This window comes from Bradyrhizobium sp. SZCCHNS1050, assembly GCF_032484785.1.
GTDB lineage: Bacteria > Pseudomonadota > Alphaproteobacteria > Rhizobiales > Xanthobacteraceae > Bradyrhizobium.
Map to the genome: position 1 here is coordinate 733405 of NZ_JAUETR010000002.1, position 26155 is coordinate 759559.

At 65.3% G+C, this 26155-nt stretch carries 21 protein-coding genes; 13 read left to right on the plus strand and 8 right to left on the minus strand.

Features of this window, described 5'->3' with window-relative positions:
- Window positions 1-52: 52 nt before the first annotated feature.
- Together QX094_RS27755 and QX094_RS27760 are read right to left on the minus strand one after the other, a co-directional pair.
- Entirely contained in the window at window positions 53-331 is a 279-nt protein-coding gene (locus QX094_RS27755) for a hypothetical protein (RefSeq protein ID WP_315712234.1), read from the minus strand.
- Between the two features lie 125 nt (window positions 332-456).
- Window positions 457-1398, minus strand: coding sequence for a GlxA family transcriptional regulator (locus QX094_RS27760; RefSeq protein WP_315712236.1), 942 nt, complete (start codon window positions 1396-1398; stop codon window positions 457-459).
- 144 nt (window positions 1399-1542) lie between these two features.
- Here QX094_RS27760 and QX094_RS27765 point away from each other — a divergent pair, with 144 nt between their 5' ends.
- Window positions 1543-2241, plus strand: coding sequence for a DJ-1/PfpI family protein (locus tag QX094_RS27765; RefSeq protein WP_315712238.1), 699 nt, complete (start codon window positions 1543-1545; stop codon window positions 2239-2241).
- A gap of 88 nt (window positions 2242-2329) precedes the next feature.
- Here QX094_RS27765 and QX094_RS27770 read toward each other — a convergent pair whose 3' ends face one another.
- Window positions 2330-2740 carry an NADH:ubiquinone oxidoreductase subunit NDUFA12 gene (locus tag QX094_RS27770; protein WP_315712239.1) on the minus strand — a complete coding sequence of 137 codons (411 nt, stop codon included), beginning with the start codon at window positions 2738-2740 and terminating at the stop codon, window positions 2330-2332.
- A 164-nt stretch (window positions 2741-2904) separates the two neighbouring features.
- Between QX094_RS27770 and QX094_RS27775 the strand changes: the two genes are divergently transcribed.
- The 3 genes from QX094_RS27775 to QX094_RS27785 all read left to right on the plus strand — a co-directional run bounded on the left by QX094_RS27775 (window position 2905) and on the right by QX094_RS27785 (window position 8721).
- Window positions 2905-3567 (plus strand): BA14K family protein, encoded by a 663-nt coding sequence (locus QX094_RS27775; RefSeq protein WP_315712240.1) that lies wholly within the window; start codon window positions 2905-2907, stop codon window positions 3565-3567.
- A 456-nt stretch (window positions 3568-4023) separates the two neighbouring features.
- Window positions 4024-6342: a CHASE3 domain-containing protein gene (locus QX094_RS27780; protein ID WP_315712241.1), complete on the plus strand. Its 2319-nt coding sequence runs from the start codon at window positions 4024-4026 to the stop codon at window positions 6340-6342.
- Between the two features lie 120 nt (window positions 6343-6462).
- Entirely contained in the window at window positions 6463-8721 is a 2259-nt protein-coding gene (locus tag QX094_RS27785) for a CHASE3 domain-containing protein (RefSeq protein ID WP_316184964.1), read from the plus strand.
- Here QX094_RS27785 and QX094_RS27790 read toward each other — a convergent pair.
- Window positions 8718-9611 carry a DMT family transporter gene (locus tag QX094_RS27790; RefSeq protein ID WP_316184963.1) on the minus strand — a complete coding sequence of 298 codons (894 nt, stop codon included), beginning with the start codon at window positions 9609-9611 and terminating at the stop codon, window positions 8718-8720. The genes QX094_RS27785 and QX094_RS27790 overlap by 4 nt on opposite strands.
- A gap of 816 nt (window positions 9612-10427) precedes the next feature.
- On the opposite strand from QX094_RS27790, the gene QX094_RS27795 reads away from it, so the two are divergent.
- The 6 genes from QX094_RS27795 to QX094_RS27820 all read left to right on the plus strand — a co-directional run bounded on the left by QX094_RS27795 (window position 10428) and on the right by QX094_RS27820 (window position 19218).
- Window positions 10428-14204, plus strand: a complete 3777-nt coding sequence (locus tag QX094_RS27795) for a vitamin B12-dependent ribonucleotide reductase (RefSeq protein ID WP_316188380.1) — start codon at window positions 10428-10430, stop codon at window positions 14202-14204.
- Window positions 14205-14390: 186 nt separating this feature from the next.
- On the plus strand, window positions 14391-15383 hold the full coding sequence (locus tag QX094_RS27800; RefSeq protein WP_316188381.1) for a CBASS cGAMP-activated phospholipase: 993 nt from the start codon (window positions 14391-14393) through the stop codon (window positions 15381-15383).
- 13 nt (window positions 15384-15396) lie between these two features.
- Entirely contained in the window at window positions 15397-16596 is a 1200-nt protein-coding gene (locus QX094_RS27805) for a nucleotidyltransferase (RefSeq protein ID WP_316188382.1), read from the plus strand.
- A gap of 1072 nt (window positions 16597-17668) precedes the next feature.
- Window positions 17669-18076: a hypothetical protein gene (locus QX094_RS27810; RefSeq protein WP_316188383.1), complete on the plus strand. Its 408-nt coding sequence runs from the start codon at window positions 17669-17671 to the stop codon at window positions 18074-18076.
- A gap of 110 nt (window positions 18077-18186) precedes the next feature.
- Window positions 18187-18447, plus strand: coding sequence for a hypothetical protein (locus tag QX094_RS27815; RefSeq protein ID WP_316188384.1), 261 nt, complete (start codon window positions 18187-18189; stop codon window positions 18445-18447).
- A 417-nt stretch (window positions 18448-18864) separates the two neighbouring features.
- Entirely contained in the window at window positions 18865-19218 is a 354-nt protein-coding gene (locus tag QX094_RS27820) for a hypothetical protein (RefSeq protein WP_315826839.1), read from the plus strand.
- 114 nt (window positions 19219-19332) lie between these two features.
- Here QX094_RS27820 and QX094_RS27825 read toward each other — a convergent pair whose 3' ends face one another.
- Window positions 19333-20874: a hypothetical protein gene (locus QX094_RS27825; protein ID WP_316188386.1), complete on the minus strand. Its 1542-nt coding sequence runs from the start codon at window positions 20872-20874 to the stop codon at window positions 19333-19335.
- 257 nt (window positions 20875-21131) lie between these two features.
- Here QX094_RS27825 and QX094_RS34630 point away from each other — a divergent pair, with 257 nt between their 5' ends.
- Window positions 21132-21569, plus strand: a complete 438-nt coding sequence (locus tag QX094_RS34630; protein WP_410052955.1) for a CPCC family cysteine-rich protein — start codon at window positions 21132-21134, stop codon at window positions 21567-21569.
- Here the strand turns inward: QX094_RS34630 and QX094_RS27830 are convergent.
- Window positions 21542-21829, minus strand: coding sequence for a hypothetical protein (locus QX094_RS27830; protein WP_315751724.1), 288 nt, complete (start codon window positions 21827-21829; stop codon window positions 21542-21544). The genes QX094_RS34630 and QX094_RS27830 overlap by 28 nt on opposite strands.
- Before the next feature lie 223 nt (window positions 21830-22052).
- Here QX094_RS27830 and QX094_RS27835 point away from each other — a divergent pair, with 223 nt between their 5' ends.
- Together QX094_RS27835 and QX094_RS27840 are read left to right on the plus strand one after the other, a co-directional pair.
- Window positions 22053-22289, plus strand: coding sequence for a DUF2945 domain-containing protein (locus QX094_RS27835; RefSeq protein WP_315712256.1), 237 nt, complete (start codon window positions 22053-22055; stop codon window positions 22287-22289).
- Window positions 22286-22867 (plus strand): DUF488 domain-containing protein, encoded by a 582-nt coding sequence (locus QX094_RS27840; RefSeq protein WP_316188387.1) that lies wholly within the window; start codon window positions 22286-22288, stop codon window positions 22865-22867. The genes QX094_RS27835 and QX094_RS27840 overlap by 4 nt, the downstream gene beginning before the upstream one ends.
- A gap of 45 nt (window positions 22868-22912) precedes the next feature.
- Here QX094_RS27840 and QX094_RS27845 read toward each other — a convergent pair whose 3' ends face one another.
- Window positions 22913-23146: a DUF2171 domain-containing protein gene (locus QX094_RS27845; RefSeq protein ID WP_315712258.1), complete on the minus strand. Its 234-nt coding sequence runs from the start codon at window positions 23144-23146 to the stop codon at window positions 22913-22915.
- Window positions 23147-23981: 835 nt separating this feature from the next.
- On the minus strand, window positions 23982-26051 hold the full coding sequence (locus QX094_RS27850) for a methyl-accepting chemotaxis protein (RefSeq protein ID WP_315751728.1): 2070 nt from the start codon (window positions 26049-26051) through the stop codon (window positions 23982-23984).
- Window positions 26052-26155 lie beyond the last annotated feature (104 nt).

A 26155-nucleotide genomic window follows, 5' to 3' on the forward strand; every position in this document is an offset into this window, starting at 1 on the left:
TCTTGCGCCTCAGACGTTCAGAACGTCCAGGTCGAACGGCTGAGTTCGCCGCTCAGCACTTGGCGCCGACTTTGCACTTGTTGGTCGACTGTGAAATCGTGCCGCCCTTGCCGCTGCAGGTGGCGGCATAGGCATTCACGCAGGCGACCTTCGCGGATGTGCAGCCCGCATGATCGTTCTTCACGCAGATCGTCTCGCTATAGGTCTCGATCGTGCTGCCGCCTTTCTTGCAGACGCACATTCCGGTGACTTCGGCTTTTGCCGCAAAAGCGCTGTCGACACTGCCGACCGCGGCAGCAGCAAACAAAATCAGGGACAGAAATACGCGCATCGTATCCTCCATGGACAAAGTGGCAATGCGCGTACTATGCGCGCTTCGCGCATGTCACACAACTTTAAATTGTCTCAACTGCCATCGAGGATCGTCGCCCGCGGCTGCTCGTCCACTGATCCAGGTCAGGCGGTGAGGCGTGCCGCGCGCCGCAGGGCCTGCGGCGGCTGGCCGAAGGCGCGAATGAAGGCGCGGCGCATCCGCTCAGGATCGCGAAAGCCGGTCGCCTCGGCCACCAGCTCGATCGGCTGATGCGAAGCCTGCACGCGATCGCGCGCCACCTCCAGCCTGAGACGCTCGATCGCCTTCGACGGCGTCGTGCCGGTCTCGGCCACGAAGGCGCGGGTGAAATGCCGCGTGCTCATGCCGGCACGCTCGGCAAGGTCGTCGACCGTCAGCGGCGCATCGAGATGCTCCCGCGCCCAGGTCAGGAGCTCGGCGAAGCGGCCGCTCGGCGCCTTCAGCTCCAGCAGCGAGGAGAACTGCGACTGCCCGCCGCTGCGGCGATGATACAGCACGAGCTGACGTGCGGTCTTCTGCGCGATCTCCTCGCCGTGATCGTCGGCGACCATGGCGAGTGCGAGATCGATGCCGGCAGTGATCCCAGCCGAGCTCCAGACATTGCCGTCGCGGACGTAGATGCTGTCAGGCTCGAGCTTCACTTGGGGGTAGGCTCGCAGGAACTGCCGCGTGCGCTGCCAATGCGTGGTCGCGCGCCGCCCGTCCAGCAGGCCCGCTTCGGCCAGCACGAAGGCGCCGGAACAGATGCTGGCAAGCCGGGTGCCCCGCTGCGCGACCTTACGAACGAAGTTCAGCGTGCATGCGTTGCGGCTCGCAGCTTCCACGCCCTCGCCGCCGGCGATCAGCAGCGTGGTCAGCGCCGACACCGGACCGAATTTCCGCGCCAGCATTTCGGCCCCTGACGACGACCGCACGGGTCCGGGCGTGGCGGCGACGACCCTGATCGATGGCGCGGCGCGCGCATAACGCGAAGCGATCTCGAACACCGAGATCGGTCCGGCGGCGTCGAGCAACTGAAAATCGGGGTAGATGAGCACGCCGATCATGGTGGATGACTCCGTGAGCCCAAGTCCGTGAGCCCAAGTGCGAAATCCCAAGCCCGTCCGGAAACGAGGGAACTTTGGCATATGCGCCATCCAGCGGACCATGCAGAATGCCCGCCGTCAAGCACCACACCTGCGAGCACCGCCATGGCCCAACCGCTCTCGATCGCTCTCGTCCTGTTTCCACATCTGACCCAGCTCGATCTCACCGGTCCGGTGCAGGTGTTCTCCAGCGTGCCGGGGGCGACACTGCATCTGGCGTGGAAGAGGATCGAGCCGATTCCGACCGACTCGGTCCTCACACTGATGCCGACCACCACCTTCGCTGACTGTCCGCAGGCGGACGTGATCTGCATTCCCGGCGGCTTCGGCGTCGACGCCATCCTCGATGACGCCGAGGTCATCGGCTTCATCCGCCGCCAAGCCGAACGAGCCAGGTACGTCACCTCGGTGTGCACGGGCTCGCTCGCGCTCGGCGCCGCCGGCCTGCTGGATGGCTATCGCGCAGCGACCCATTGGAGCGCGCGCGAGTGCCTGCCGCTGTTCGGGGCCACCGTCAGCACCGAGCGCGTCTGCATCGACCGCAACCGGATCACCGGCGGCGGCGTCACGGCCGGCATCGACTTCGCGCTGACCCTGGTGGCGCAGTTGGTCGATCGTCAGACGGCGGAGGCAATCCAGCTCAGACTCGAATACAATCCGGCGCCCCCTTTCACCGCTGGATCCCCCGACACGGCGCCGCCCGAGGTGGTGTCACGCATGCTGGAGCGGATCGCACCGTTCCGGAAGCGGCGAATCGAGGCGGCGGAGCATGCGGCGGCCGCCCTCAGGAGCAACCCGGCGTAGCGCAGGCTTGGCAGGCTCCCGACAGTAAAGAGGCCGCCCAGAGCTCGGGGCGGCCTTTTCCGATCGGGTCATCTCGAGCGAAATCGAATCAGCCGCCAGGAGTCCAGGGCTGATAATCACCGGTGGCCTTTGGCCTGCGACCGCTGCCCAAGGTCGAGCCGGCCGGGCGATACGCCAGCGCAGTCCCCGTCAGGTTCGGCTCATGCGGCTTTTCCCACTCGCGGGGCTTGTAGCCCTCCTGAGTCGGCGGCACATCGACCATATGATGCATCCAGCCGTGCCATTCGGGCGGAATACGGCTGGCTTCGGCCAGTCCGTTATAGATCACCCAGCGCCGCTCGAAATGCAGCACCGGGTCGATCTTGCCGCCGGCAGTCCGATAATAGCGGTTGCCCTGTGCGTCCTGCCCCACGAGCTCGCCGAAGCGCCAGGTCCACAATTGCGTGCCGAAAGTCTGGCCGTTCCACCACGTGAAGAGCTTGAGAAAGAACTGTTTCATGGGCTTGGGGCCGGTTCTGTGAAGGTCCCGGTTCTGATGCCACCCCGCCCGCATCTTGTCCAGTGTTGCACCGCTCCGCCCGCGACGATGTATCGGTTCGCGGCGGGGAACGACATCCGCGGCCTGCGGTTAGGTCACTTTCCCCCCCTGATGGAGCGATAGCGATGACCAGACTGAAGAGATGGAGCACTGCGGCGGCAGTGGCGCTGATTCTGCCGCTGGCGGCAGCGACGACGAGCTTTGCCCAGGGTCCCGGCGGCGGTCGTGGTCCGGGCGGCGGTGGTGGTGCCGCCATCGGCGGGGGCGGTGGCGCGGCCATCGGTGGTGGCGGCGGCGGAGCGATCGGCGGCGGCGGACGCGGCGGCTTTGCGGCCGGCCCGGGTGGCGCCGGGATGAGCGGCGGCAGCTTCGCCGGACGCGCAGCCGTTGGCGGCGCAGCGCTGGCGGGTCGCGGTCCGGCGGCCGGCGCCAACGTCGCCGTCAACACGGGTGGCGGCCGCGGCAACTGGAGCGGCGGCAATTGGAGTGGCGGCGGCTGGCAGGGCGGTCACCGTGGCGGCTGGCATCACCGCGGCGGCGGCTTCTGGCCGGGTGTCGGCGTTGGCGTCGGGATCGGATTGGGCAGCAGCTATGCCTACTACAACGATCCGTATTATTACGGGCCCGACTATTACTCCGACTACTCGTACTATGACGACTCCGCGCCTGTCGCCATCGTTGGAACCGAAGGCGTCGACCCGAGCTACTGCGCACGCAGGTACCGCTCGTATGATCCGGCTTCGGGAACCTATCTCGGCTATGATGGCTTTCGCCATCCATGTCCGTAAGAGTCTGACATAGTAGCTGCGACAACAGAGGGCGGCGAGCCTATGCTCGCCGCCTTTTTCGTGCCGTATTGTTGTTTGTTCTGTGTCTAATGCGCCACGTTGCAGGCTGATTTTCGCCCATATTTCAAAATGTGCCTCGCGACGTGCAGATGATCGGCCCGTTTCGGTCCAATATCGTTTGAGCATGTGATTCTGCCCGTTTGGCCGCTTCGCAGGCTTGGTTGATATCAGTTGATGGACACATGGATTTTCGCGGAACTCGCGCAATGCAAACGCCGCGGGTGAGTGGCTTGGGCCTGCCGCCCGCGAACGCGCCAAGAACTTCGAACAAGGAGGCGCGCCTTGCCGACATATCTTCACTGCTTGGACGCAGCTGCATCGAAACTCGGATGCATATGGCTGGCCGCGCTGATCCCCGGCCCCGCTGGCGGACGTGTCGATGATTGAGAAACGCAGATGACCTATCAGCGTCTCGCATTGGGGCTCGGTCTCGGAACGCTGCTGGCGATCGGCGCCGCGTCCACGGCGCTCGACATCAAGTCGCGCCACGACGCGGCCTGGGTGAATTCATCGCTCGACATCCTGCAGAAGACCTCCGATCTGCGTCTGCTGCTACGCGAAGCGGAAGCGACCTCTCGCGGCTACGCACTCGTCGGTGACGATCAATTCAGGACGGAGTTTGCCGATGTCAGCACGAGAATTCCGGTCGCCATGGCCGAGCTGCGGCGCGCCGTGGCCGACAATCCCGAACCGCTGAAGCTTCTGACCGAGACCGAAGCCCTGATTGTCCGCAGGGTCGAGCTCGCTGCGGAGTTGATCCGGTTGCACGCCGCCTCGGATCGTGCGGGGCTCGAAGCCCTCAGAAGCCGCGCCGAAGGGCCGGCAACCATGAGCGAGATCACGGCCCATCTCGACCGTTTCGTTGCCGATCAGCGCAAGCTGCTGACGCAGCGTTCGATGACGTCGAAATCCACCGGATCGCTGCTGCTCACGATCGACCTGTGCGGTCTCGCGCTGCTGCTGATCATCGCCTTCTACCTCATCCGGCGGACGTATCTCCACGATCGTGCGCTGCGCGCGTCGCTGGTCCGCTCCGAAGCCGAGGCCAACTCGCTGGCGGAAAAGGCCGAGCAGCAGCATCTCGACCTGATCGCCGCCCATGAGAAGCTGCGCCATTCCGCCGAGATCCTGCAGAACACGTTCAACAGCATGGCAGAGGGCGTGCTCGTCATCGATGCCACGGACACGGTGGTCTTCTCGAACCCCGCGGTCGAACATCTGCTCGGCTACAGCCCGGAAAAGAATCTGGCCGACGTCCGCGCGCGCCTCCGCGTCTACGAAAGCGACGGCGTGACGCCTGTTGCAGCGCACGACCTGCCGACGCCGCGAGCGTTGCGGGGCGAGAGCTTCGACCGCCGCGAGCTGATCGTCTACCGGCCCGACCAGGACGAGACGCTGCGGCTGATGATCTCCGGCCGCCCGCTGCGCGACGCCGCGGGCGGCATTACCGGCGCGGCGATGGTCTATCACGACATCACCACGGCGCACGAGACCGAGCGGCTGCTGCAGCAGGCGCAGAAGCTGGATGCGATCGGCAAGCTCACCGGCGGCGTCGCACACGACTTCAACAACATGCTGACGATCATTACCGGCACCATCGAAACGCTGGCCGACGAGGTGAAGGACCGCCCCGCCGCCGCGGCGACCGCAGCGCTGATCGGACAGGCGGCAGACCGCTGCACCGAGCTGATCCGGCATCTGCTCGCCTTCGCCCGCAAGCAGCCGCTGCATCCGCGCGACAGCGACGTCAACAGCACGATTCTCGACATCGCAAAGCTGCTGCGTCCGACGCTCGGCGAGCAGATCGAGATCAACTCGATCCTCGAAGAGGAGACGCTGATCACGCACATCGATTCGGCGCAGCTCGCCAACTCCCTGGTCAACATGGCGATCAACGCCCGCGACGCGATGCCCAATGGCGGCAAGCTGCTGCTGGAATCGCGCAGGGTGGAGCTCGATGAGGCCTATGCCTCAGCCAACGCCGGCGTGACGCCCGGCCCCTATGTCATGGTCGCCGTCAGCGACACGGGTACTGGCATGTTGCCGGAGGTCCGCGACCGCGCCTTCGAACCCTTCTTCACGACGAAGGAAGCCGGCAAGGGCTCCGGCCTCGGCCTCAGCATGGTCTACGGCTTCGTCAAGCAATCCGGCGGCCACATCAAGATCTACAGCGAGGAAGGACGGGGCACCACGATCCGGCTCTACATCCCTGTGCCCAAGGGACAGGCTGCGAGCCCTGCTCCGCCCGAGCCCCCGCCGCCGCGCGGCGAGGAGACCATCTTCATCGTCGAGGACGATCCACTGGTGCAGGACTTCGTCGTCTCACAGTTGCAGAGCCTCGGCTACAAGACCATCACCGCATCGACCGGGGTCGAGGCGCTGGCCAAGATCGACTCCGGCCAAAGCTTCGATCTCCTGTTCACCGACGTCATCATGCCCGGCGGCGTCAACGGCAAGGAGCTCGCCGAGGAGGCGCTGCGGCAGCGGCCCGGCACCAAGGTGCTGTACACGTCCGGCTATACCGACAATGCGATGGTCGAGCACGGTCGCCTCGACCAGGCTGCGCTCCTGCTCACCAAGCCCTATCGAAAGTCGGAGCTCGCCAAGATGGTGCGGCTGGCGCTGGCAGGCCCCGTGGATGACGCCTTGGCCGATGATGCCTTGGCCGAGAACGCCTTTTCCGAGGACGCGCAGACGCGCGCTCACTTCTCCTGACTTGACCATCGCGCAGATCGGAACTGCGATCGTCACGGAGCTGGGCCACAAATTCCAATGGAAACCTACCCCATGCAATTGGCAGGACGCGACGGCATCCCGCGCCATTGGAGGCCACCGATGATCCGCCGGCGGGTGGTGATCGGGCTCGGCCTTGGAACCCTGCTCGCGATCGGCGCCGCGTCGACGGGACTGGACATCAAGGCGCGCAACGATACCGCCCTGGTCGAGCACACGATGGAGGTGCTGGAGAAATCCTCCGAGCTCCGCGCCCTGCTGCGACAGTCAGAAGCCGCCTCGCGCGGCTTCGCATTGTCCGGAGCCGACCGGTTCATCGCAGAGTTTCAGGCGACGAGTGGACTTATTCCTGCGGCCTGGGCGGACCTGCGAGAGCTCGTCCGGGACAATTCCTCGCAGAGCGAGCGGCTGCGATCGATTTATGGCATCGTGCAGCGGCGCATTCAGCTTGCCGGCGAACTGATCCGTCGCCACGCGGCGAACGATCGCGACGGCCCGGAGGCGCTGGCGGCGAGCGCGGCCGGTCCGGCGGCGATGACGACGATCAACCAGGCGCTCGACGCCTTTACCGATGAGGAGCGCCGGCTGCTGGCGGACCGCGCCACGATCTCGCGACGAACCGGATCCTGGCTGCTGGCGATCGACCTCGCCGGCGTCGGCCTGCTGCTCCTGATGTCGGCCTATCTCGTCCGGCGCGCTCATCTTTCCGACCGGGCGCTGCGCTCGTCCCTCACCCGGTCACGGGAGACCGCGACCTCGCTGGAAGCCCAGGCCGTGCAGCAGCGCAGCGATCTCGCCGCCGCCTATGACGAGCTGCGCCGCTTCTCCGCCATTCTCACGAACACCTTCAACAGCATGGCCGAGGGCGTCCTCGTCGTCGATCCCGAAGGCACGATCATGCTGTCGAACCAGGCGATGGGACGTTTCCTGGGAACGAATGTGGGCAAGACCTTCGCCGAGATGCAGGCTGCCAACCAGTTCTACGAGAGCGACGCCGTCACCCGCATCGTCGACGAGGAGCTCCCGATCGCGCGCGCCTTGTGCGGGCTGTCGTTCGACCGCCGCGAGGTCGTGGTCAAGCCGACCGACGGCCGGCCGCAGTTTCGCCTGATGGTCAGCGGGCGGCCGCTGCGCAATTCCGCAGGCGCGATCAGCGGCGCCGCGCTGGTGTATCACGACGTCACCGACGTGCACGAGACCGAGCGCCTACTGCAGCAGGCGCAGAAGCTCGATGCCATCGGCAAGCTCACCGGCGGCGTCGCGCACGACTTCAACAACATGCTGACGATCATCACCGGGTCGATCGAGGTCCTGATCGACGCGGTGCAGGACCGGCCGGCGGCGGCCGAGTTCGCAGCCCTGATCGGCAGGGCCACCGATCGCTGCACCGAGCTGATCCGGCATCTGCTCGCCTTCGCCCGCAAGCAGCCGCTGCGTCCGCGCGACATCGACGTCAACGCCACGGTGGAGGACATCGCCAAGCTGCTGCGGCCGACCCTCGGCGAGCAGGTCGAGATCAGGACCGTTCTCGCCGACGAGGATCTCATCGCCCATGTCGATTCCGCGCAGCTCGCGAACGCGCTGGTCAACATGGCGATCAACGCGCGCGATGCGATGCCCGATGGCGGCAGGCTGCTGCTGGAGACGGCGAAGACCACGCTCGACGCGGCCCATGCAGCGGCCAATCCCGGCATCGTGCCCGGTTCCTACGTCATGGTCGCGGTCAGCGACACCGGCAGCGGCATGCCGCTGGAGGTGAAGGACCGCGCCTTCGAGCCGTTCTTCACCACCAAGGATGCCGGCAAGGGCTCCGGCCTCGGCCTCAGCATGGTCTATGGCTTCGTCAGGCAGTCCGGCGGCCACGTCAAGCTTCAGAGCGAGCAGAACCGCGGCACGACGATCCGGCTCTATCTGCCGGCGGCGCAGGCGACGCAGCAGATCGAGACGGAGCACGAGCAGGCGCTGCCGCATGGCCGCGAGACGATCCTGGTGGTCGAGGACGATCCGCTGGTGCGCGACTTCGTGCTCGCCCAGTTGCAGGGCCTCGGCTACACCACCCTCGTCGCCTCGCAGGCCTCGGAGGCGCTGGCGATCGCCGCGCGGAACCAGCCCTTCGACCTGCTGTTCACCGACGTCATCATGCCCGGCGGCATCAGCGGCCGGCAGCTCGCCGAAACCATCATGACCACGCGCCCCGCGCTCCCAGTGATCTACACCTCCGGCTATACCGGCGATGAGATGGTCGAGAATCGGCAGCTCGTGCCGGACGCGCTGCTGCTGACCAAGCCGTATCGCCGCGCCGAGCTCGCGCAGATGGTGCGGCGGGCGCTGGATGGCAAGCCGGCGGCCGGCTGGCGTTAGCCGCGGGTCGCCATCGCCACCGCGGCCAGCGTGAAGGCCAGCGCGGCCACCTGCCCTGCCCCGAGCGGCTCGCGCAGCGCGATCGCGGAGGCCAGGACGCCGATCACCGGCACCGCCATGGTGCCGATCGCCGCCACCGAGGCCGGCAGCCGCGACAGCGCCGCGAACCAGGCGACATAGGCGACGCAGAACTGGATCACGGTGGAATAGAACATCAGCGCCCAGTCGAGCTGATCCAGCTTCGTCCAGTCGGAATGCTCGACCGCGAAGCCCACGAGCACGATCGGCACGCAGCCGATGCCGATCTGCCAGGCCGCCGCCGACAGCGGCGGCAGCCTGATCGGGAGCTTCTTGGCCATGACCGTGCCGAGCGCGAAGCCGAACGCGCCGCCGAGCACCATCAGGATGCCCGGCAGCTTGTCGCGGCTCGCCGACAGCCCGTTGGCGCCCATGATCGAGGCCAGCCCCGCGAACGCCAGCACCAGCGCGAGCACGCGCAACAGCGTCGGCCGCTCGCCGAGGATCGGCCAGGCCAAGAGCGAGGCCCACACCGGCATGGTGTAGGCGATCAGCGCCGCCTCGCTCGCCGGCAGCCACAGCAGGGCCAGCCCCATCAGCACCATCCAGGCGGTGACGTTGAGCATCCCGGCCAGGATGAGCCGCGGCCAGACCTCACGCGGCACGGCGAGGCTCTGGCTGCGGATGACGGCCAGCAGCGCCAACAGCAGCGCGCCCACCACCCCGGTGGTGCCGCGCAGAGTGAGCGGCGGCAGCACGCCGACCAGATGCTTGGTGACCGGCCAGTTGAAGCCCCAGCCGAGCGAGGTGATGGCGAGGAACATCAGCCCGGCGGGCGTGATCCGCCCGCTGGCCACTGGCTTGTCTGTCATGGAATCACCGGCGCCGTCCGTGGGACGATGAGCTTGCCGGCGTTTTCCCGGCCACACCAGGGATTGTGGGGCATGCCTGCCCCGCGAACGCTCCGTAGGCGCCCGTGAGTCCCGCCGATGCAAGCGAAACACGTCATTCGCACGCGAATAAATCTGCCCCTGTGAACAGCGGGACGAAGCCCTGTGGACAGCCTGCGGGACAAATTTTTTCGGTTTCGAATCCGCGAGGACTCGCCGATAGTTACGGCCATCACGATACCGGCACACGCCCTGGTTATCCCGTACTTTCCCCCATATTTAGTGTTTGGTTTAGGAACCCGTACTAGTCCTTGACGGGTGGAGCGGAGTCGTCCTAGCTTCCGGCCCGGTTCGGCGCACAGTCATGTTTCGGGTCTGGCCGGCCGCTTCCCTCGAGAGGGTTCGAAGACGACCACGCCGCCGTCGCCACGGCAGCGGGCGTGGGTCGCCGTCTGCCCTGTAGACCATCGCTGCGCCGACGCGCCCCGACGGGGAACCCACTAGATGTGGGGCCTCCCCTGCAGGGACGACGGAGCAGAACGGCGGGAGTGACGCGTTGAGAACGGACGGTGCGGGCAGCGGACGGGCTGCACGCCCCGCGCAGGAAGACGGGGCGAGACGCCGGACAACGGCGCAAGGCCTTCGTCTTCGAGGCTGAACAGATGCGGACCGGGCAACCGGTTGAACTGCGGCGGCAGACGAATTTTCCGGCAGCGTCCGGGGACTTCCAGCCGTCGCCCTTGGATGCAATGATCCCGGCCGCCAAGCGCGGTCCGGCAAGAACTATTGGGGCTCGCGATGCGGATTGAACGGCGCAACACCACCGAAGGACAGTCGCCCTATGCAGGGATCGACTTCCGCCTGACCACGTCCGAGATCAAGAATCCGGATGGCTCCGTGGTGTTCCGGCTCGAGAATGTCGAGGTCCCCGAGTTCTGGTCGCAGGTCGCCTCCGACGTGCTGGCGCAGAAGTATTTCCGCAAGGCCGGCGTTGCCGCCAAGTTGAAGAAGGTCGAGGAAGAGAGCGTGCCGTCGTGGCTGTGGCGCTCGGTGCCCGACACCGAGGCGCTGGCCGCGCTGCCTGAGAACGAGCGCTACGGCAGCGAGCGCTCGGCCAAGCAGGTGTTCGACCGTCTCGCCGGCTGCTGGACCTATTGGGGCTGGAAGGGCAACTACTTCTCCTCGGAAGCGGACGCGCAGGCGTTCTATGACGAGCTCCGCGTCATGCTGGCCAAGCAGATGGTCGCGCCGAACTCGCCGCAATGGTTCAACACCGGTCTGCACTGGGCCTACGGCATCGACGGCCCCGGCCAGGGCCACTATTACGTCGACTACAAGACCGGCAAGCTGACCAAGTCGAAGTCGTCCTACGAGCATCCGCAGCCGCACGCCTGCTTCATCCAGGGCGTCGAGGACGACCTCGTCAATGACGGCGGCATCATGGATTTGTGGGTGCGCGAGGCGCGCCTGTTCAAATACGGCTCCGGCACCGGCTCCAACTTCTCGCGGCTGCGCGGCGAAGGCGAGCGGCTGTCGGGCGGCGGCCGCTCGTCCGGCCTGATGAGCTTCCTCAAGATCGGCGACCGCGCCGCAGGCGCCATCAAGTCGGGCGGCACGACGCGCCGCGCCGCCAAGATGGTGGTGGTCGACGCCGACCATCCGGACATCGAGGCCTATATCGACTGGAAGGTGAAGGAGGAGCAGAAAGTCGCGGCGCTGGTCACCGGCTCCAAGATCAACCAGAAGCACCTCAAGGCCGTGATGAAGGCCTGCGTCAATTGCGAGGGCTCCGGCGACGACTGCTTCGATCCCGAGAAGAACCCTGCCCTGCGCCGCGAGATCAAGCTCGCGCGCCGCGCGCTGGTGCCCGACAACTACATCAAGCGGGTCATCCAGTTCGCCAAGCAGGGCTACAAGGACATCGACTTCCCGATCTACGACACCGACTGGGATTCCGAGGCGTATCTGACGGTCTCCGGCCAGAACTCCAACAACTCGGTGTCGCTGAAGGACGACTTCCTCCGCGCCGTCGAGACCGACGGCGACTGGAGCCTGATCGGCCGCACCAACAAGAAGGTCGTCAAGACGCTGAAGGCCAGGGACCTCTGGGAGAAGATCGGCCACGCCGCCTGGGCCTCGGCCGATCCCGGCCTGCACTTCAACACCACGATGAACGACTGGCACACCTGCAAGGCGTCCGGCGACATCCGCGCGTCCAATCCGTGCTCGGAATACATGTTCCTGGACGACACCGCGTGCAACCTGGCCTCGGCCAATCTGCTGACGTTCTACAACACCGAAACGAAGCACTTCGACGTCGGCGCCTACGAGCATCTCTGCCGGCTCTGGACGGTCGTGCTCGAGATCTCCGTGCTGATGGCGCAGTTCCCGTCGAAGGCGATCGCCGAGCTGTCCTACGAGTTCCGCACGCTGGGCCTCGGCTATGCCAATATCGGCGGCCTCTTGATGACCATGGGCCTGTCCTACGACTCCAAGGAAGGCCGCGCGCTGTGCGGCGCGCTCTCGGCCATCATGACCGGCATCGCCTACAAGACCTCCGCCGAGATGGCCGGCGAGCTCGGATCCTTCCCCGGCTACAAGAAGAACGCCGCGCACATGCTGCGCGTCATCCGCAACCATCGCCGCGCCGCGCGCGGCGAGGCGACCGGCTATGAGGCGCTCTCGGTCGCCCCGGTGCCGCTCGACCACGCCCACTGCCCGCAGGTCTCGCTGGTCAGCCACGCCATCCAGGCCTGGGACGACGCGCTCGCGCTCGGCGAGACCAACGGCTACCGCAACGCCCAGGTCACCGTGGTCGCCCCCACCGGCACCATCGGCCTGGTGATGGACTGCGACACCACCGGCATCGAGCCTGATTTCGCGCTGGTGAAGTTCAAGAAGCTGGCCGGCGGCGGCTACTTCAAGATCATCAACCGCGCCGTGCCTGCGGCCCTGCGCGTGCTCGGCTATCGCGAGAGCGAGATCGCCGAGATCGAGGCCTATGCGGTCGGTCACGGCTCGCTGTCGAACGCCCCCGGCGTCAACGCCACCACCCTGAAGGCCAAGGGCTTCACCGACGAGGCCATCGCCAAGGTCGAGAAGGCGCTGCCGACCGCGTTCGACATCAAGTTCGTGTTCAACAAGTGGACGCTCGGCGAGGACTTCATCGTCAAGCAGCTCGGCGTCACCACTGAGGCGATCGCCGCCCCCACCTTCGACCTGCTCACGGCGATCGGCTTCACCAAGCGCGAGATCGAGGCCGCCAACGTGCACATCTGCGGCGCGATGACGGTCGAGGGCGCTCCGCATCTGAAGGCCGAGCACTATTCGGTGTTCGACTGCGCCAATCCCTGCGGCAAGATCGGCAAGCGCTATCTCTCGGTCGAGAGCCACATCCGCATGATGGCGGCAGCACAGCCGTTCATCTCGGGCGCGATCTCCAAGACCATCAACATGCCGAACGACGCCACGGTCGAGGACTGCAAGGCGGCATATCTGCTGTCGTGGAAGCTCGCGCTGAAGGCCAACGCGCTCTACCGCGACGGCTCGAAGCTGTCGCAGCCGCTCAACTCGCAGCTCATCGCCGACGATGAGGACGAGGACGATGCGGTCGAGTCCTTCTACGACAAGCCGATGGCGGCGCGCGCCACCCAGGTCTCGGAGAAGATCGTCGAGAAGCTGGTCGAGCGCATCGTGGTGATGCGCGAGCGCGAGAAGATGCCGGACCGCCGCAAGGGCTACACCCAGAAGGCGGTCGTCGGCGGCCACAAGGTCTACCTGCGCACCGGCGAGTATGACGACGGCCGCCTCGGCGAGATCTTCATCGACATGCACAAGGAGGGCGCGGCGCTGCGCTCCTTCATCAACAACTTCGCCATCGCGGTGTCGCTGGGTCTCCAGTACGGCGTGCCGCTGGAGGAGTATGTCGACGCCTTCACCTTCACCCGCTTCGAGCCGGCCGGCCCGGTGCAGGGCAACGACTCGATCAAGTATGCGACGTCGATCCTCGACTACGTGTTCCGCGAGCTCGCCGTCAGCTACATGTCGCGCTTCGACCTCGCCCATGTCGACCCCTCGGAGAGCAACTTCGACGCGCTCGGCCGCGGCGTCGACGAAGGCAAGCCGTCGGAGGACGGCCCGAGCCAGCAGGCGGCGAAATACGTCTCGCGCGGCCTGACCCGCTCCCGCACCGACAACCTCGTCGTGATGCGCGGCGGCTCGTCGTCACCCTCCCCTGCAGGGGGAGGGTCGATCGGAAGCTCCGCTTCCGATCGGGGTGGGGTGAATCTCACCGCCCTCTCCCACGCCCGCGCCGGCGACTCCCTCGACGGCGCCACCGCCCTGAAGCAGGAGCCGCAGCACGACCTCTCGCCCACCGAGAAGCTCGAGGCGCTGCAATGGAGCAAGGCCGGCACGGCGAACACCCAAGTCGCCTCCAAGGCCGAACGCCGCGCCGAAGCCAAGGCCAAGGGCTACGAAGGCGAGATGTGCTCGGAGTGCGGCAACTTCACGCTGGTGCGGAATGGCACGTGCATGAAGTGCGATACGTGCGGAAGCACGACGGGGTGTAGCTAATATTCCGACTCGCAGATCACGACGGTCCTCTGATAGGAGACCTCGATGACTTAGTCGTTCGAGTGAGGAACTAATATAATCGAGACGATCCCTCTTACTTCGCACCACCAGAGCCAAGTACCAAGTAAGAGGGATCGACCAAGAAACTGTGCGATCAATCGCCAGTCCTTCGAAGGATTAAGCGCTATGACGGCGGCTCCTACAGATAAACCGCCGATCCGTCGAATTCTTTCGATCGATGGCGGCGGCATCATGGGAACGCAGCCGGCATCCTTTCTTGCGTCTCTGGAAGAGGATCTCGACCGACCCATCGGGGAATATTTCGACCTGATCGCAGGAACCTCCACGGGCGGTGTTCTGGCGATCGGATTGGCGATGGGTCTTCCCGCGTGTGATCTCCTCGACCTCTATGTTCGTCGGGGCCCACATATTTTCGGACAGTCGGGCGGCGCTCTGGCGACCTTCGCCAGTGAAGTGTGGCGGCGCCTCAAGCACATCGTCACCCCGAAACATGACGCCGATTTGCTGCGGAGTGAACTCGCCAGAGTTCTCGGCAGCAGGCGCATTGGGGATGCGAGAACGCGACTGGTGATTCCCGCATGGGATGCCGACCATCGCGGTGTATATATTTTCAAGACCGCGCATCATCCCCGCCTCAAGACCGATTACAAGCGCCTGGCCGTCGATGCAGCGATGGCGACAGCCGCCGCGCCCACATACTACAAACGCCACCGCACGGCCGAAGATGTCGGTCTGCTCGATGGCGGCGTATGGGCCAACAACCCGATCGCGTTGGCGGTGGTCGAGGCCGTCACTTTACTCGGCTGGCCCGCCGGCAGTTTGCGAGTGCTGAGCCTGGGCTGCGTCAACGAGGTCTACATGATCGGCGAGGCGCCTGGTTGGGGCGGTCTCGCAAAGGATGTAACCCGCCTATTCATGGACGGCCAGTCGCACGGCGCGCTCGGCATAGCGAAGCTGCTTACCGGCCATCAATACGAACGTGAGGCGATTTTCCGGTGCTGCCCAGATGTGCCGAAGGATTTCTTCAAGCTCGATGACACGCGCAAAATCGCACAACTCAGAGGCATGGGCGCCTCATCAGCTCGTAAGGAGCGTCCACGCATTGAACCCGTTTTTCTGACGGACCCTGCCGAATCATTCAAACCTGTCTACACCTGAAAGGCATCGAGCCATGAATCAGATGTTCAAGGCGGCTCCCCAGACGCAACAGCTTTTGCGCAAAGTCGAGGTTTACTCGCTCCTCGATCAGATTTGCGAAGCGCTGGAGTTAAGCGCCGCCCAAGTCGAGGCTGCGCGGACAAGCTACGAGGCTGTCGCGACGTGGCTCTCCGACTCAGACAATCCTCTACTGAAGTGGATCGACATCTATGCTCACGGATCGACCGGCCTCGGCACGACTGTGAAGCCGATCGGGCGCGAAGATTTCGACGTCGATCTCATCTGCAAAGTGCTGCGCTTTACCGCTGACCGGCCACCGGCAGAGTTGAAGCGCATTGTCGGCGATCGCCTGAAGGAAAACACGCGGTACGCCGCCATGCTGGAAGAGAAGAAGCGCTGCTGGCGCTTAAACTACGCCCGCGAATATCATCTGGACATCTCGCCGACGATTGATAATGCCAGATGCGCCAACGGAGGCGAACTGGTTCCAGACAAGAAGCTCCGGGAGTTCAAACCGACGAATCCGAAAGGTTACAAGGCGCTCTTTGAACGTAGGGCAGCCCTGGTTCCCACCTTGCGGATGCTTAAGGCTGTCGGCGCCGAGGACCGTGCAGCCGTCGAGCCGTTCCCTGTGGATGCCGCCGCCAAAGGCATCCTCCGGCGTACTGTTCAGATCCTCAAGCGGCATCGTGATTTGCATTTCATGGAGGTTGTCGAGGAGATCGCACCGATCTCCATCATCATCACTACACTTGCCGCGCAGTCGTATGAGTATTGCGTCAATAGTTTTGTTTTCGATTCCGAACTCGACGTTTTGATCGCGACGATTCGGTTGATGCCACACTTCATCGATAAGCCGGTGGCCAATGGCCGGCGAATCTATGTGGTGGCCAACGAAACCACGGTCGGCGAGAACTTCGCCGAGCGCTGGAACACTGAACCGGCTCGCGCGGCCGCCTTCTACGAGTGGCATGCGAAGGCACTGGAAGACTTTGAGGCCCTGCAGGATTTGCAAGGCATCGACGTTATTGGCAAGAGCTTGGAAGCAACCCTGGGGAGTTCGGTCGTTCGCAAAATTATCGATTCTCGCACCGACAGCATTTCGAAGGCACGCACGGCCAAGAAGCTATACGTCGCGCCGACGATCGGGCTCACGCTGTCAAGCGCGGCCCATGCGACACCGGTTCGCTCGAACACTTTCTTCGGTGACTAGGTGTTTTCGCGTGACCGCCCAGACCTGACGCACGCGCAGCAGTTTATGTTTCTGCGCGCCAATCCCATCTGTGCGGGAACGGGCCAGTTGCACGCAACTGGCTTAGTTTGGAATTATCGTCACAGGCCCACGCCACTTAGTCGCGAATATTTCATACGCATTGCATTTCAGCGGGGCGAAACACCGAGCGTGTTCGTCACGGACCCCGACCTTTCAGCTTTGGCCGGCGGCCGGTCCCTGCCGCACGTCTATCACGATCCTTTGCGCCTGTGCCTCACGTTGCCAGGAACGCGCGAATGGACTGGCACCATGCGAATTGATCAGACATTCGTGCCGTGGGCCACAATGTGGCTCTATTATTTCGAGGATTGGCTGATCACCGACGAATGGAAGGGGGGCGGTAAACACCCAGATCCGGCCGATAACGGGCGTCCTGGGCGGAGGGTGCGTCGCGCAATACGGTGACCCGTAGCGGTATTGCGTCGAGAGGAAGCGTAGGGCGGATAGCGGAGCGCAATCGGCCGCTTGCCCTGATCGGCGCGTTACGCTTCGCTAACGCACCCTACGCTCTGAGCACTGGACTCACCTCCCTGCCCCAAATGCACCTCCAAATCTTCTCCGATCTCCACGCCGACATGACCGACATCAAGCCGATCGAGGCCCTGCCCGGCGGGTCGATGTAGCCGTCGTCGCCGTCGATGTCTGCGAGGGGGCGGTGAACGGCTTTGCGCGGCTGCGCGAGGTCGTGGCGGAGGACGTTCCGATCGTCATGGTGATGGGCAACCATGAATATTGTCACCACACCTTCCCCGAGGAGCTGAAGCTGGCGCGAGCCGAGGCGGCGCGGTTCGGCGTGCATCTCTTGGAGAACGACGCGGTCGTGCTCGCGGGGGGGGGGGCGCCTTGCGGGCGCCGCGCTGCGGACCGACTATGCGATCTTCGGCGCGGGCTCCGAGGTCCACACCATGGCAGTCTGCCGCGACCGGATGGACGACCATCGCCGCATCACCTGGCGCAAAGAGCCCTGGCTGCGCTTCCGGCCGCAGCAGGCGCTCGGCCTGCACTGACTTCCATGTTCGTGTTTGGCGAGAGCGAGGCACTTGAACCCTGCCCGAACATCATACCGCGTCCGCTACACGATCCCCAGGATTTCCCGGTGCAGCGGAACGATCGCCGTCAAACGGAAGTTTGCTACGAACCCAACAACGAAGGAGCTTCGTTCATGAAGATGGCAATCGTTTTGACGGCGGCTCTGTTCGCCGCTTCGCCGGTGTTCGCCGCAGAGACCGGCGCAAGTTCGCACGGCGCGTCGAAGAAAGCGCCCGGCCAGCAGATGCAGCGTAGCAAGACGTCGACGGCGCCCGGCGCTTCGGAGTACGCGCCCGGTCATCAGAGCAACACCGCCGCCGGCCCGGGGCATTCCGAGAGCGCTCCCGGCCAGCGCATGACGACCACCGGCTCCAGCACGCATAGGAAGTAGTGGGCGCGCGAACGGGATTCGATCCCGCTTCTCGGCCCCCCCGTTTCGCTTGAAGACACAGAAAAGCCGTAAGCCTCTCAGTTCATCTTCCAGACATCCGAGGGAGTCACATGCGCAAAGCGATCTTCATCTTGGTAACATCGATTTCAACCGCGCTGATCGTGCCCGCCAGCGCGTTGCCTCGCGCTCCCCTTCAGGTCGATCGCGGCGCATCTGATCTCATCGAGGTGAGAGGCGGCCATGGCCATGGTCATGGTCATGGCTGGGGCCGCGGCGGCGGTCACCGGGCCTTCGGCTGGAGTCGCGGCCGAAAGGTGGGTTGGCGCGGTCATCACTGTCCGCCGGGCCACTGGAAGAAGGGATGGTGCTGATCAGCCGGACCAGGAGCGTTAGCAAGCGTAGGGCGGATGAGCGGAGCGTAATCCGCCGCTCGACCAGATCGGCGCGTTACGCTTCGCTAACGCGCCCTACGCAGCGAGCCCTGGGCTCCACCTCCCCGCCCGCCATGATCCTCCACATCGTGGCGTGCCGATCGTCATGGTGATGGGCAACCATGAATTTGATCACCGCACCTTTCCCGAAGAGCTGAAGCTGGCGCGCGCCGAGGCGGCGCGGTTCGGCGTGCGTCTCCTAGAAGACGAGGCGGTCGTGCTGGCGGGCGTACGCTTTGCCGGCGCCACGCTGTGGACACAGCCACGCGCTTCCCGCGCGCTTTGGTTGACCTGCATCAACAGCGTCGAAGTGAATCCGCATCAAGCTGTCATCGTCAGAGAAGCGGAGGCAGTATCATGGCCGACTCGCAAGCATCTCTCGTCCCATCCCACGACGCGCCCGATCCGCACCGTCAAATCGATTCAGCCGCTTGGGCCGTATTCTTCATCTGGCTCGGCGTGGTCATGCTCGCGGGGCTTCCCTGGGGCTGGTTCCTGGTGGGCGTCGGCATCCTCATCCTGGGCGCACAGATGGTGCGGACGCAACGGAGCCTAAAGGTCGACAGGTTCGGCGTGGTCATCGGGGTCATCATTCTTGCGGCCGGCCTGTGGGATCTTCTTGCCTTGCCGTTGCCGCTCATGCCGATGATCCTGATCGTGCTGGGCGGATATCTGCTCTGGAAGACGCTTTCAACGACGGAATCCCCCTAAACGGCGCACGAAACATCAGGAGGCTCGGATGAGCGGGACAGCCCGTAGGGTACGGGCGGTTCGCATTGGTGGGCACGCGCCGCCTTGCGGCGGCGCTTTGCCCGCCCTGCGGCGTTACTTGAAACACACCGACTTGTCGTTCGGGTCGAACGAATTGCCCGGCATTGGCCGCAGCGGGGTCAGCTTGGGGTTGGCGGCCAGCAGCCGCTTCGAATAGGCCCCCAGCGCGGCGTTCATCGTGTTGAGCCGGTCCTGCGCGTCGGTGCGCTGCAGCGGCAGGGTGACCACGCCAGAGTTGTAGACCTCCGCACGCGACCATTGCTGGCCCTGCACGATGCGGCCGACGAGGCGCGACTTCAAATCGGCGGCGCTGTCACCGGCCGCGCTCTTGGCCCCGACGACGTTCGGCGGCAGCAGACTGGGGTTGACGATCCAGCCGCGCGGCTTGGCGACGTTGTTGCCGAACAGGATCAGCTCGTCGACGGTGTTGTTCAGCGCCACATAGTCGCGCAGCGGCAGGCTGGCGTCGCCGGTGCCGGTCTCCTGGACGTGGCTCGCCAGATGCGGGCCGGTGGCGCAATAGGTGCCGAAGCTGAGCTTGATGCTGCCGGAGCTCATGGCCATGTAGCTGCCGACATCCGAGCCGCCCGGCGGCGACGGCGCGTCGTCGCCGCAGAAGGTGCCGTGCGACGAGGCATCCTGCAGGGAGTGCAGATAGAGCCCGATCCGGGCGATCTGCACCGGCACCGGCGGCTTCCTGGGATCGTCGAACAGCACGCCGGTCGTCCGGCTCTTGTCGTCCAGCCAGGACTTGAGTTGGGTGTAGTCGACGACGCCGTTGCTGTTGTCGAGCACCTTCGGTCCCGAGGTGATGTTGATGGCCGGCCCGATGGCGTAGTTCTCCAGCAGCGGCACGTTGCCGCTGATCGGCACGTTCGCCAGGCATTGCGGGCCGCTGAAGTTCGAGGAGCCGTTCGGCACCGTATATCCGGCGGTGCACAGCAGGCCCGGGCCGTCGTCGGGCTTCATCGCCCATTGCCGGAGATCGTACAGCGTGCCCTGATAGACGCTGTCGATGGTCACGGGATAGCCGGGGGGCGGATAGTGGAACGGATACACCGCCTGCACGCCGCTGGCGCCGTGCACGTCGGTGCCCTGCCCGTTCGGCGAGAAGTTCAACAGGTAATGATACAGCGGCCCGTCGGTGGTGTTGTTGGTGCGCTGGAAGCCGTTGAACTTGGCGGTGATGTAGCTGGCGCCCGAATTGGTCGATGTCGCCTGCCCGCCGCACTGGTCGATCGGCGCATATTGCGCGTAGTCGGAATTCTCGTTGTAGGCGGCGATCCAATAGGCCACGTCGGCGCGATAGCCGAGCGCCTGGGCGATGAAATAGGTGGAGTCGGCGTGGACCATGCTGCGGCCGGGCGGGATGACGGCGAACTGCACCGCCTCGAGCAGGCAGCCCCGGTTGAGCGCCTCCGCCGGATTGCGGCACGCGCTGGCCGGCGCGAGACAATTCCTCAAGCCGTCCTTCACGCGCGGGATGCAGATGTCCTCCAGGAACGCCTGCGCGGGGTGCGGCGCGGTCAGGCCCCAGCCGAGAACGGACGATCCCACGACGACGGAGAGGGTCGACAATGCAAAGCCAATGCGCATGAAAAACTCCTTGGTGATTGAAATCCAGCCGGTCGGGAGCTGAACCATGGCCAAACGCCACGTCTCTCAAGCCACGCGAAACGCTGCGTGAGGCTTGCCTCGCGGATTCGGCGAGGATGATTTGCCCCCATCTCGATCAAAATATCAACCTATAGTTGTTATGACGAATGCATCGCCTTCGCAAAGATGCGCGCTGCTTGGCCCGCCGACGGCTCGCCGTTGACGCAGGTCTTTCAGACTCGCATCATCACGCCCTGATGTATCGCGATGTCACCGAGCCGCCGTCGGAGGTGCGCTATCGCTGCCCGTGCTGCCGCTTCCTCACCCTGGGTGAGCGCGGCGGGTTCGAGATCTGCCCGGTCTGCTATTGGGAGGACGACGGCCAGGACGACCACGATGCCGACCTCGTCCGTGGTGGTCCCAATGGAGCGCTGTCGCTGACCGAGGCACGCGCCAATTTCAAGACCCAAGGCGCCTCGGAGGCGGCGCATCGTGCGTGCGTCCGTCTCCCCCGGCGGGCGGCGAACGCTAGCTCGTCGCACGATACGGGACCGTCATCGGCCCGACGGGAGACGCCGGATGTTGTCATCGCTGGATGCCACCACGCCAGCATAGCGATCGCAGGCGAGCACCAAGCGCTAGCGTCATGTCGCAGGGAACGAGCCGTTCAGCTCGCTCCGTCTCGTTTGCTATGAGCGTCGTTCTTCTCGCGCTGAGGAGAGATCTTCCAGTCGCGACCTGCCTTACGGTGGTCCCAATCGATGCCGGGTCCCATCCGATGCAGCGTGTGCTGCTTCTGACGTTCGCTGGTCGACTGCCCCTTCTCTCTTGCCGGCACGCCTGAACTCGCTTTGGTCTCCGCGGGATTGGGGGAAGGTTTTCCTTGCCCCTGAGCGAACAAGGGATTGAGGCTGACTGACGCCAGCAAGACGATCATGAAGGCAAAAGTACGCATGGAACGGCTCTCCCTTTGCATGTCACATCGACCATCCGGCCGCGACCTCGACAGGAGCACTCTGAAGGTCGCGGGCGGCTGCGGATTGATCTGGATCAGATATCCCGCGGGACCAGGCAATCGCGGCTCGCCGGAGCGGATTGACCAGCGATGGATGGAACATGCCTTTGCCTGAGCCGTTCCTGGGTGAAGTGCGGATCGCGGCTGTTTACAGAGCAGACAGATGACCAAGTTTGCGAAGGGCGACCACGTCTCCTGGAACTCGGAGGCCGGCCGCGTGACCGGACGCATCGTCGCGGTGCATGTGCGCGACTTCGACTACAAGGGCTATCGTCACCGCGCCAGCAAGGACTCTCCGCAATACGAGATCAAGAGCGACAAGAGCGACCACATCGCCGCTCACAAGGAGAGCGCCTTGACCAGGGTGAGCGGCGATGAGGCTCGCGGTTCGCAGGGATGACCGAGCACTTACCCGCCAAGACCGCAATGACACGGGCGCGCGACGCGCTTCCCGTCTTCACCATCGGGCACTCCACGCGGACGATCGCCGAGTTCGTCACGCTGTTGCGGGCCGGCGAGGTTCAGCTCGTCGTCGATATCAGGCGCATCCCGCGCTCGCGGACCAACCCGCAGTACAATTCGGAGGTGCTGCCGGCCGAGCTCGCGCGCCATCAGATCGGCCATCTGCGCATTGCCGAGCTCGGCGGCCTGCGCAAGACGAGCGGCATTTCACCGGACACGAACGGCTTCTGGACCAACAAGAGCTTCCATCATTACGCTGACTACGCCCTGTCCGATGACTTCCGGCGCGGCTTCGATCGCCTGCTGACCGTGTCGGCCGCGCAACGCACGGCCATCATGTGCGCGGAGGCGGTGTGGTGGCGCTGTCATCGTCGCATCGTCGCCGACTACCTGATCGATGCCGGCCGCGCCGTGTATCATCTCATGGGCCACGACGAGGTTCGTGCGGCGACGTTATCTGAGGGTGCGGTGCGAGCCGGCGACAGATTGACCTATCCCGGCTCGAACAACGAATGACACGCAACTCGCGGCGCAGCCGACGCGCTCCGCATCGCGACCAGGCTAGGTCTCCTCCTCCATCGTCACCGCGACGGCGCCGATGGCCGACAGCCGCACCTTGTCGCCTTCGACGTCGGCGACGAGACCCTTGTCGATGAAGTGATGATGCCCCTTGTGGCTGCCCTCGCCGCTGTCCTTCCTGGTCAGCTTGATGCGGTTGCCGTCGACGCGGTCGACGGTGCCGACATGCGCGCCGTCGGCGCCGATGACTTCCATGTGTTCCCTGATGTCCTGCATGACGCGTCTCCTTCATGGCTGATGATCGGTCTGAAACGGCCTCAACCGGCGGGGTGCCCGAACAGTTCCGTCCTCGCACGGAGCCGTCGGGCGGATCAGCGCAGCGTGATCCGCCCTTCCTCCGCAGGCGGCGGTTACGGCTGCGCCAAACCCCGCCCTACGGACTCTCGTCATTGCGAGGAGCCGGAGGCGACGAAGCAATCCAGGGCGGCATGAGAATTCTGGAGTGCCGCGGATCCTGCCACGGGCTGCGCCTCGGCGGGGACCCGTCGGCTCGCAATGACGCAAAAACCCGCCTGCACCGACAAAGCTATTTCATCAGCGGCCTCAAGCTGATTTGGCCTGTCCAGTCCTTCGGTGAAAAATAAATCACTTTCGCTTTTTCAAAAATCATGATTGTCTACGCCCATCCCGGCCCGCCGAGAGGGGCGCATCGCGATCGTCACGAGACGTGGGCCGGAGATGCGGTGGCTGTGAGTGTGCCGCAGCGGGCTTGAGGCCCGCCGACGAACGGCACGCTTGCGGACGTGAAGACGCGTGGTCCTGGCGCCCCGAAGCTGGCGCCAAGTGCGGTGGTGATGATGATCGCGCCGTGCGACGGTGGCTAACAAGCCGGACACCGGGGAGATCGCGACATAAGCGTGAAAACCATCGCGCGGGGAATGCCGGGATGCCTCGGCTGAACCTGTGGTGACTGCCGCCTGCTTATCTTCTGCAGGCGGGCCATGGGTGCGGCCAGCGCCCGGCATTCCCCGCGCCCTCTCCCTTCAGAGGGCCGACGACCGGCAAGGCTCGGGCGCCATCTGCGTCGCGGGATCGCGTCCGCTTGGCGATGCTACGCCTTGCGCACGGTGCCGAGGAAGCCCTCCACCGCCACGCGGAAACGATCGGCATCGGTGGACATGCGGCGGACGGAGTCGACCATCGCCGCGCCGGCATTGCCGGTCTGGCGGTTGAGCGCTGCGACCGAGCCGATCGTGTCGGTCACGGCGCGGGTGCCCTGGGCGGCATGCTGGAAGTTGCGCGAGATCTCGGTGGTGGCGGCGCGCTGCTCTTCGACCGCCGCGGCGATCGCCGTCATCTTCTCGTCGATGCTGGAGATGTTGTGGCTGATGGCGCGGATCGCCTCGACCGACTCGCCGGTGGCGGCCTGGATCTCGGCGATCTGGCGGGTGATGTCGTCGGTGGCGGTCGCCGTCTGCGCCGCGAGGTTCTTGACCTCGCCGGCGACCACGGCGAAGCCGCGGCCGGCTTCGCCGGCGCGCGCCGCCTCGATGGTCGCGTTGAGCGCCAGCAGGTTGGTCTGCGCGGCGATCGCGGTGATCATCTTGACCACCTCGCCGATGCGGTTGGCGGCGCGGTCGAGCATCTCGACGGTGGCGTTGGTCTGCGCCGCCTTCTCCACCGCCTGGCGCGCATCGGCCGCCGAGGCCTGCACCTGGGCCGCGATCTCGGAGACCGACGCGGTCAGCTCCTCGGTGGCGGCGGCGATGGTCTCGAGATTGGTTGTCGCGGTCTCCGCGGCGCTGGCGACCGCGGCCGTCTGCTCGGTGGACTCATCGACCAGCTTGCGGACCTCGCCGGCGCTGGAATCGAGCTGGCCGGTCGAGTTGCCCATGCTGACGATGACCGCCTGCACGGTGTCGTCGAAGCTCTTGCAGGCGCTGTCGATCGCCTGCGAGCGCTCCAGCCGGCGGCCCTGGTCGAGCTCGCGCTCGCGCGACAGCTGCTCGGCGGTGGCGGCGCTCTCGCGCAGGCCCTCGAGGGCGGCAGCCATGGCGCCGAACTCGTCGGCATGAGCGAACTGCGGCACCGGCGTCTGGTAGTCGCGCTGGCCGATGCGCTGGATCGCCTGCATCAGGACGCCGACCGGGCGCATCAGGCGGACGCGCACCGCGCGCAGCGCCAGGCCGGCCACCACGAGCGCGGTGATGAAGGCGAGCGACTGGACGATCAGGCTGCTCAGCGCCGCGGTCTTGATCTCCTCGGCGCGCGCGATCGAGCCGTCGAGCGCGGTCATGCCGATGGCGATGATGCCGGCGAACGGGCCCTGGCAGAACGCGTTCCATTCCGGCGCCGGCATCGCCGGCTTGCCGCTGCCGTCAAACCCCTTGGCGAGCTGGTCCATGCGCTGATGCGCGGCCTCGACCTCGGCGCGCGAGGTCTTCACGGCCCCGGCGAGCCCGGTGCTGCCGCCCCCCGCCAAGAGGTCGTCGAGCCCGGACCAGCCGGCCGCGACGGTGCCGCGCCATTGCGCGATCGCGCCCTTCTGGGTGTCGTCGAGCGGCTTGGAGGCGTTGATGTTGGGACGCAGCGCCGAGCATTGCAGGCCGTAGCGGTCGCGGACCTGCCAGGCCAGCCGCCGCGCCTGCACCATCTTGGCGATCGCCGGATCGGTCATCCAGGCGCGGTTCGAGACGGCGAGCGAGGCAGCGTTGGCGACGTCCAGCGTCTTGGTCATTGCCTGGTACCAGGCCTGCGTACGCGCCAGCACGCGTTCGGAGCGCGGCTTCGCGGCTTCATCGAACAGCAGCTTGAACTGCGGAACCGTGGCGTCCCAGCTCGATTTCAACCCGGCCATGAGGTCGTCGCGCTCGGGCATGTCGACGCCGGCGAGCGCGGCGACGATGCCGTCATAGCCCTTGGCCTCGATGCCCTGATATTCGGTGAGCTTTGCGCGCGGATCGTCCTCGCTCAGCAGCACGCTCTGGATGTCGCCGCGGTGGGCGCGCATGACCAGGACGTTCTGGAAGATCGCCTTGTCGGCCGCGGTCAATTGCTCGGTCGCGACGCTCTCGCGATAGCGGCCCGCGGCGCCGCTCATCAGGATCGCCGTGGACACCAGGATGCCCGCCGCCAGCACCGACAACAGCACCATCAGCAGAGTACTGACCGATTTCTTCATCACGCCCCGCCCCACACCAGAAAGTGGCAGGATGACGCGATTGCACAAATTCTTCCTTAACCATGGACCGGCACACCGGCGGCCGAGGTAATCAGTTGCCGAAA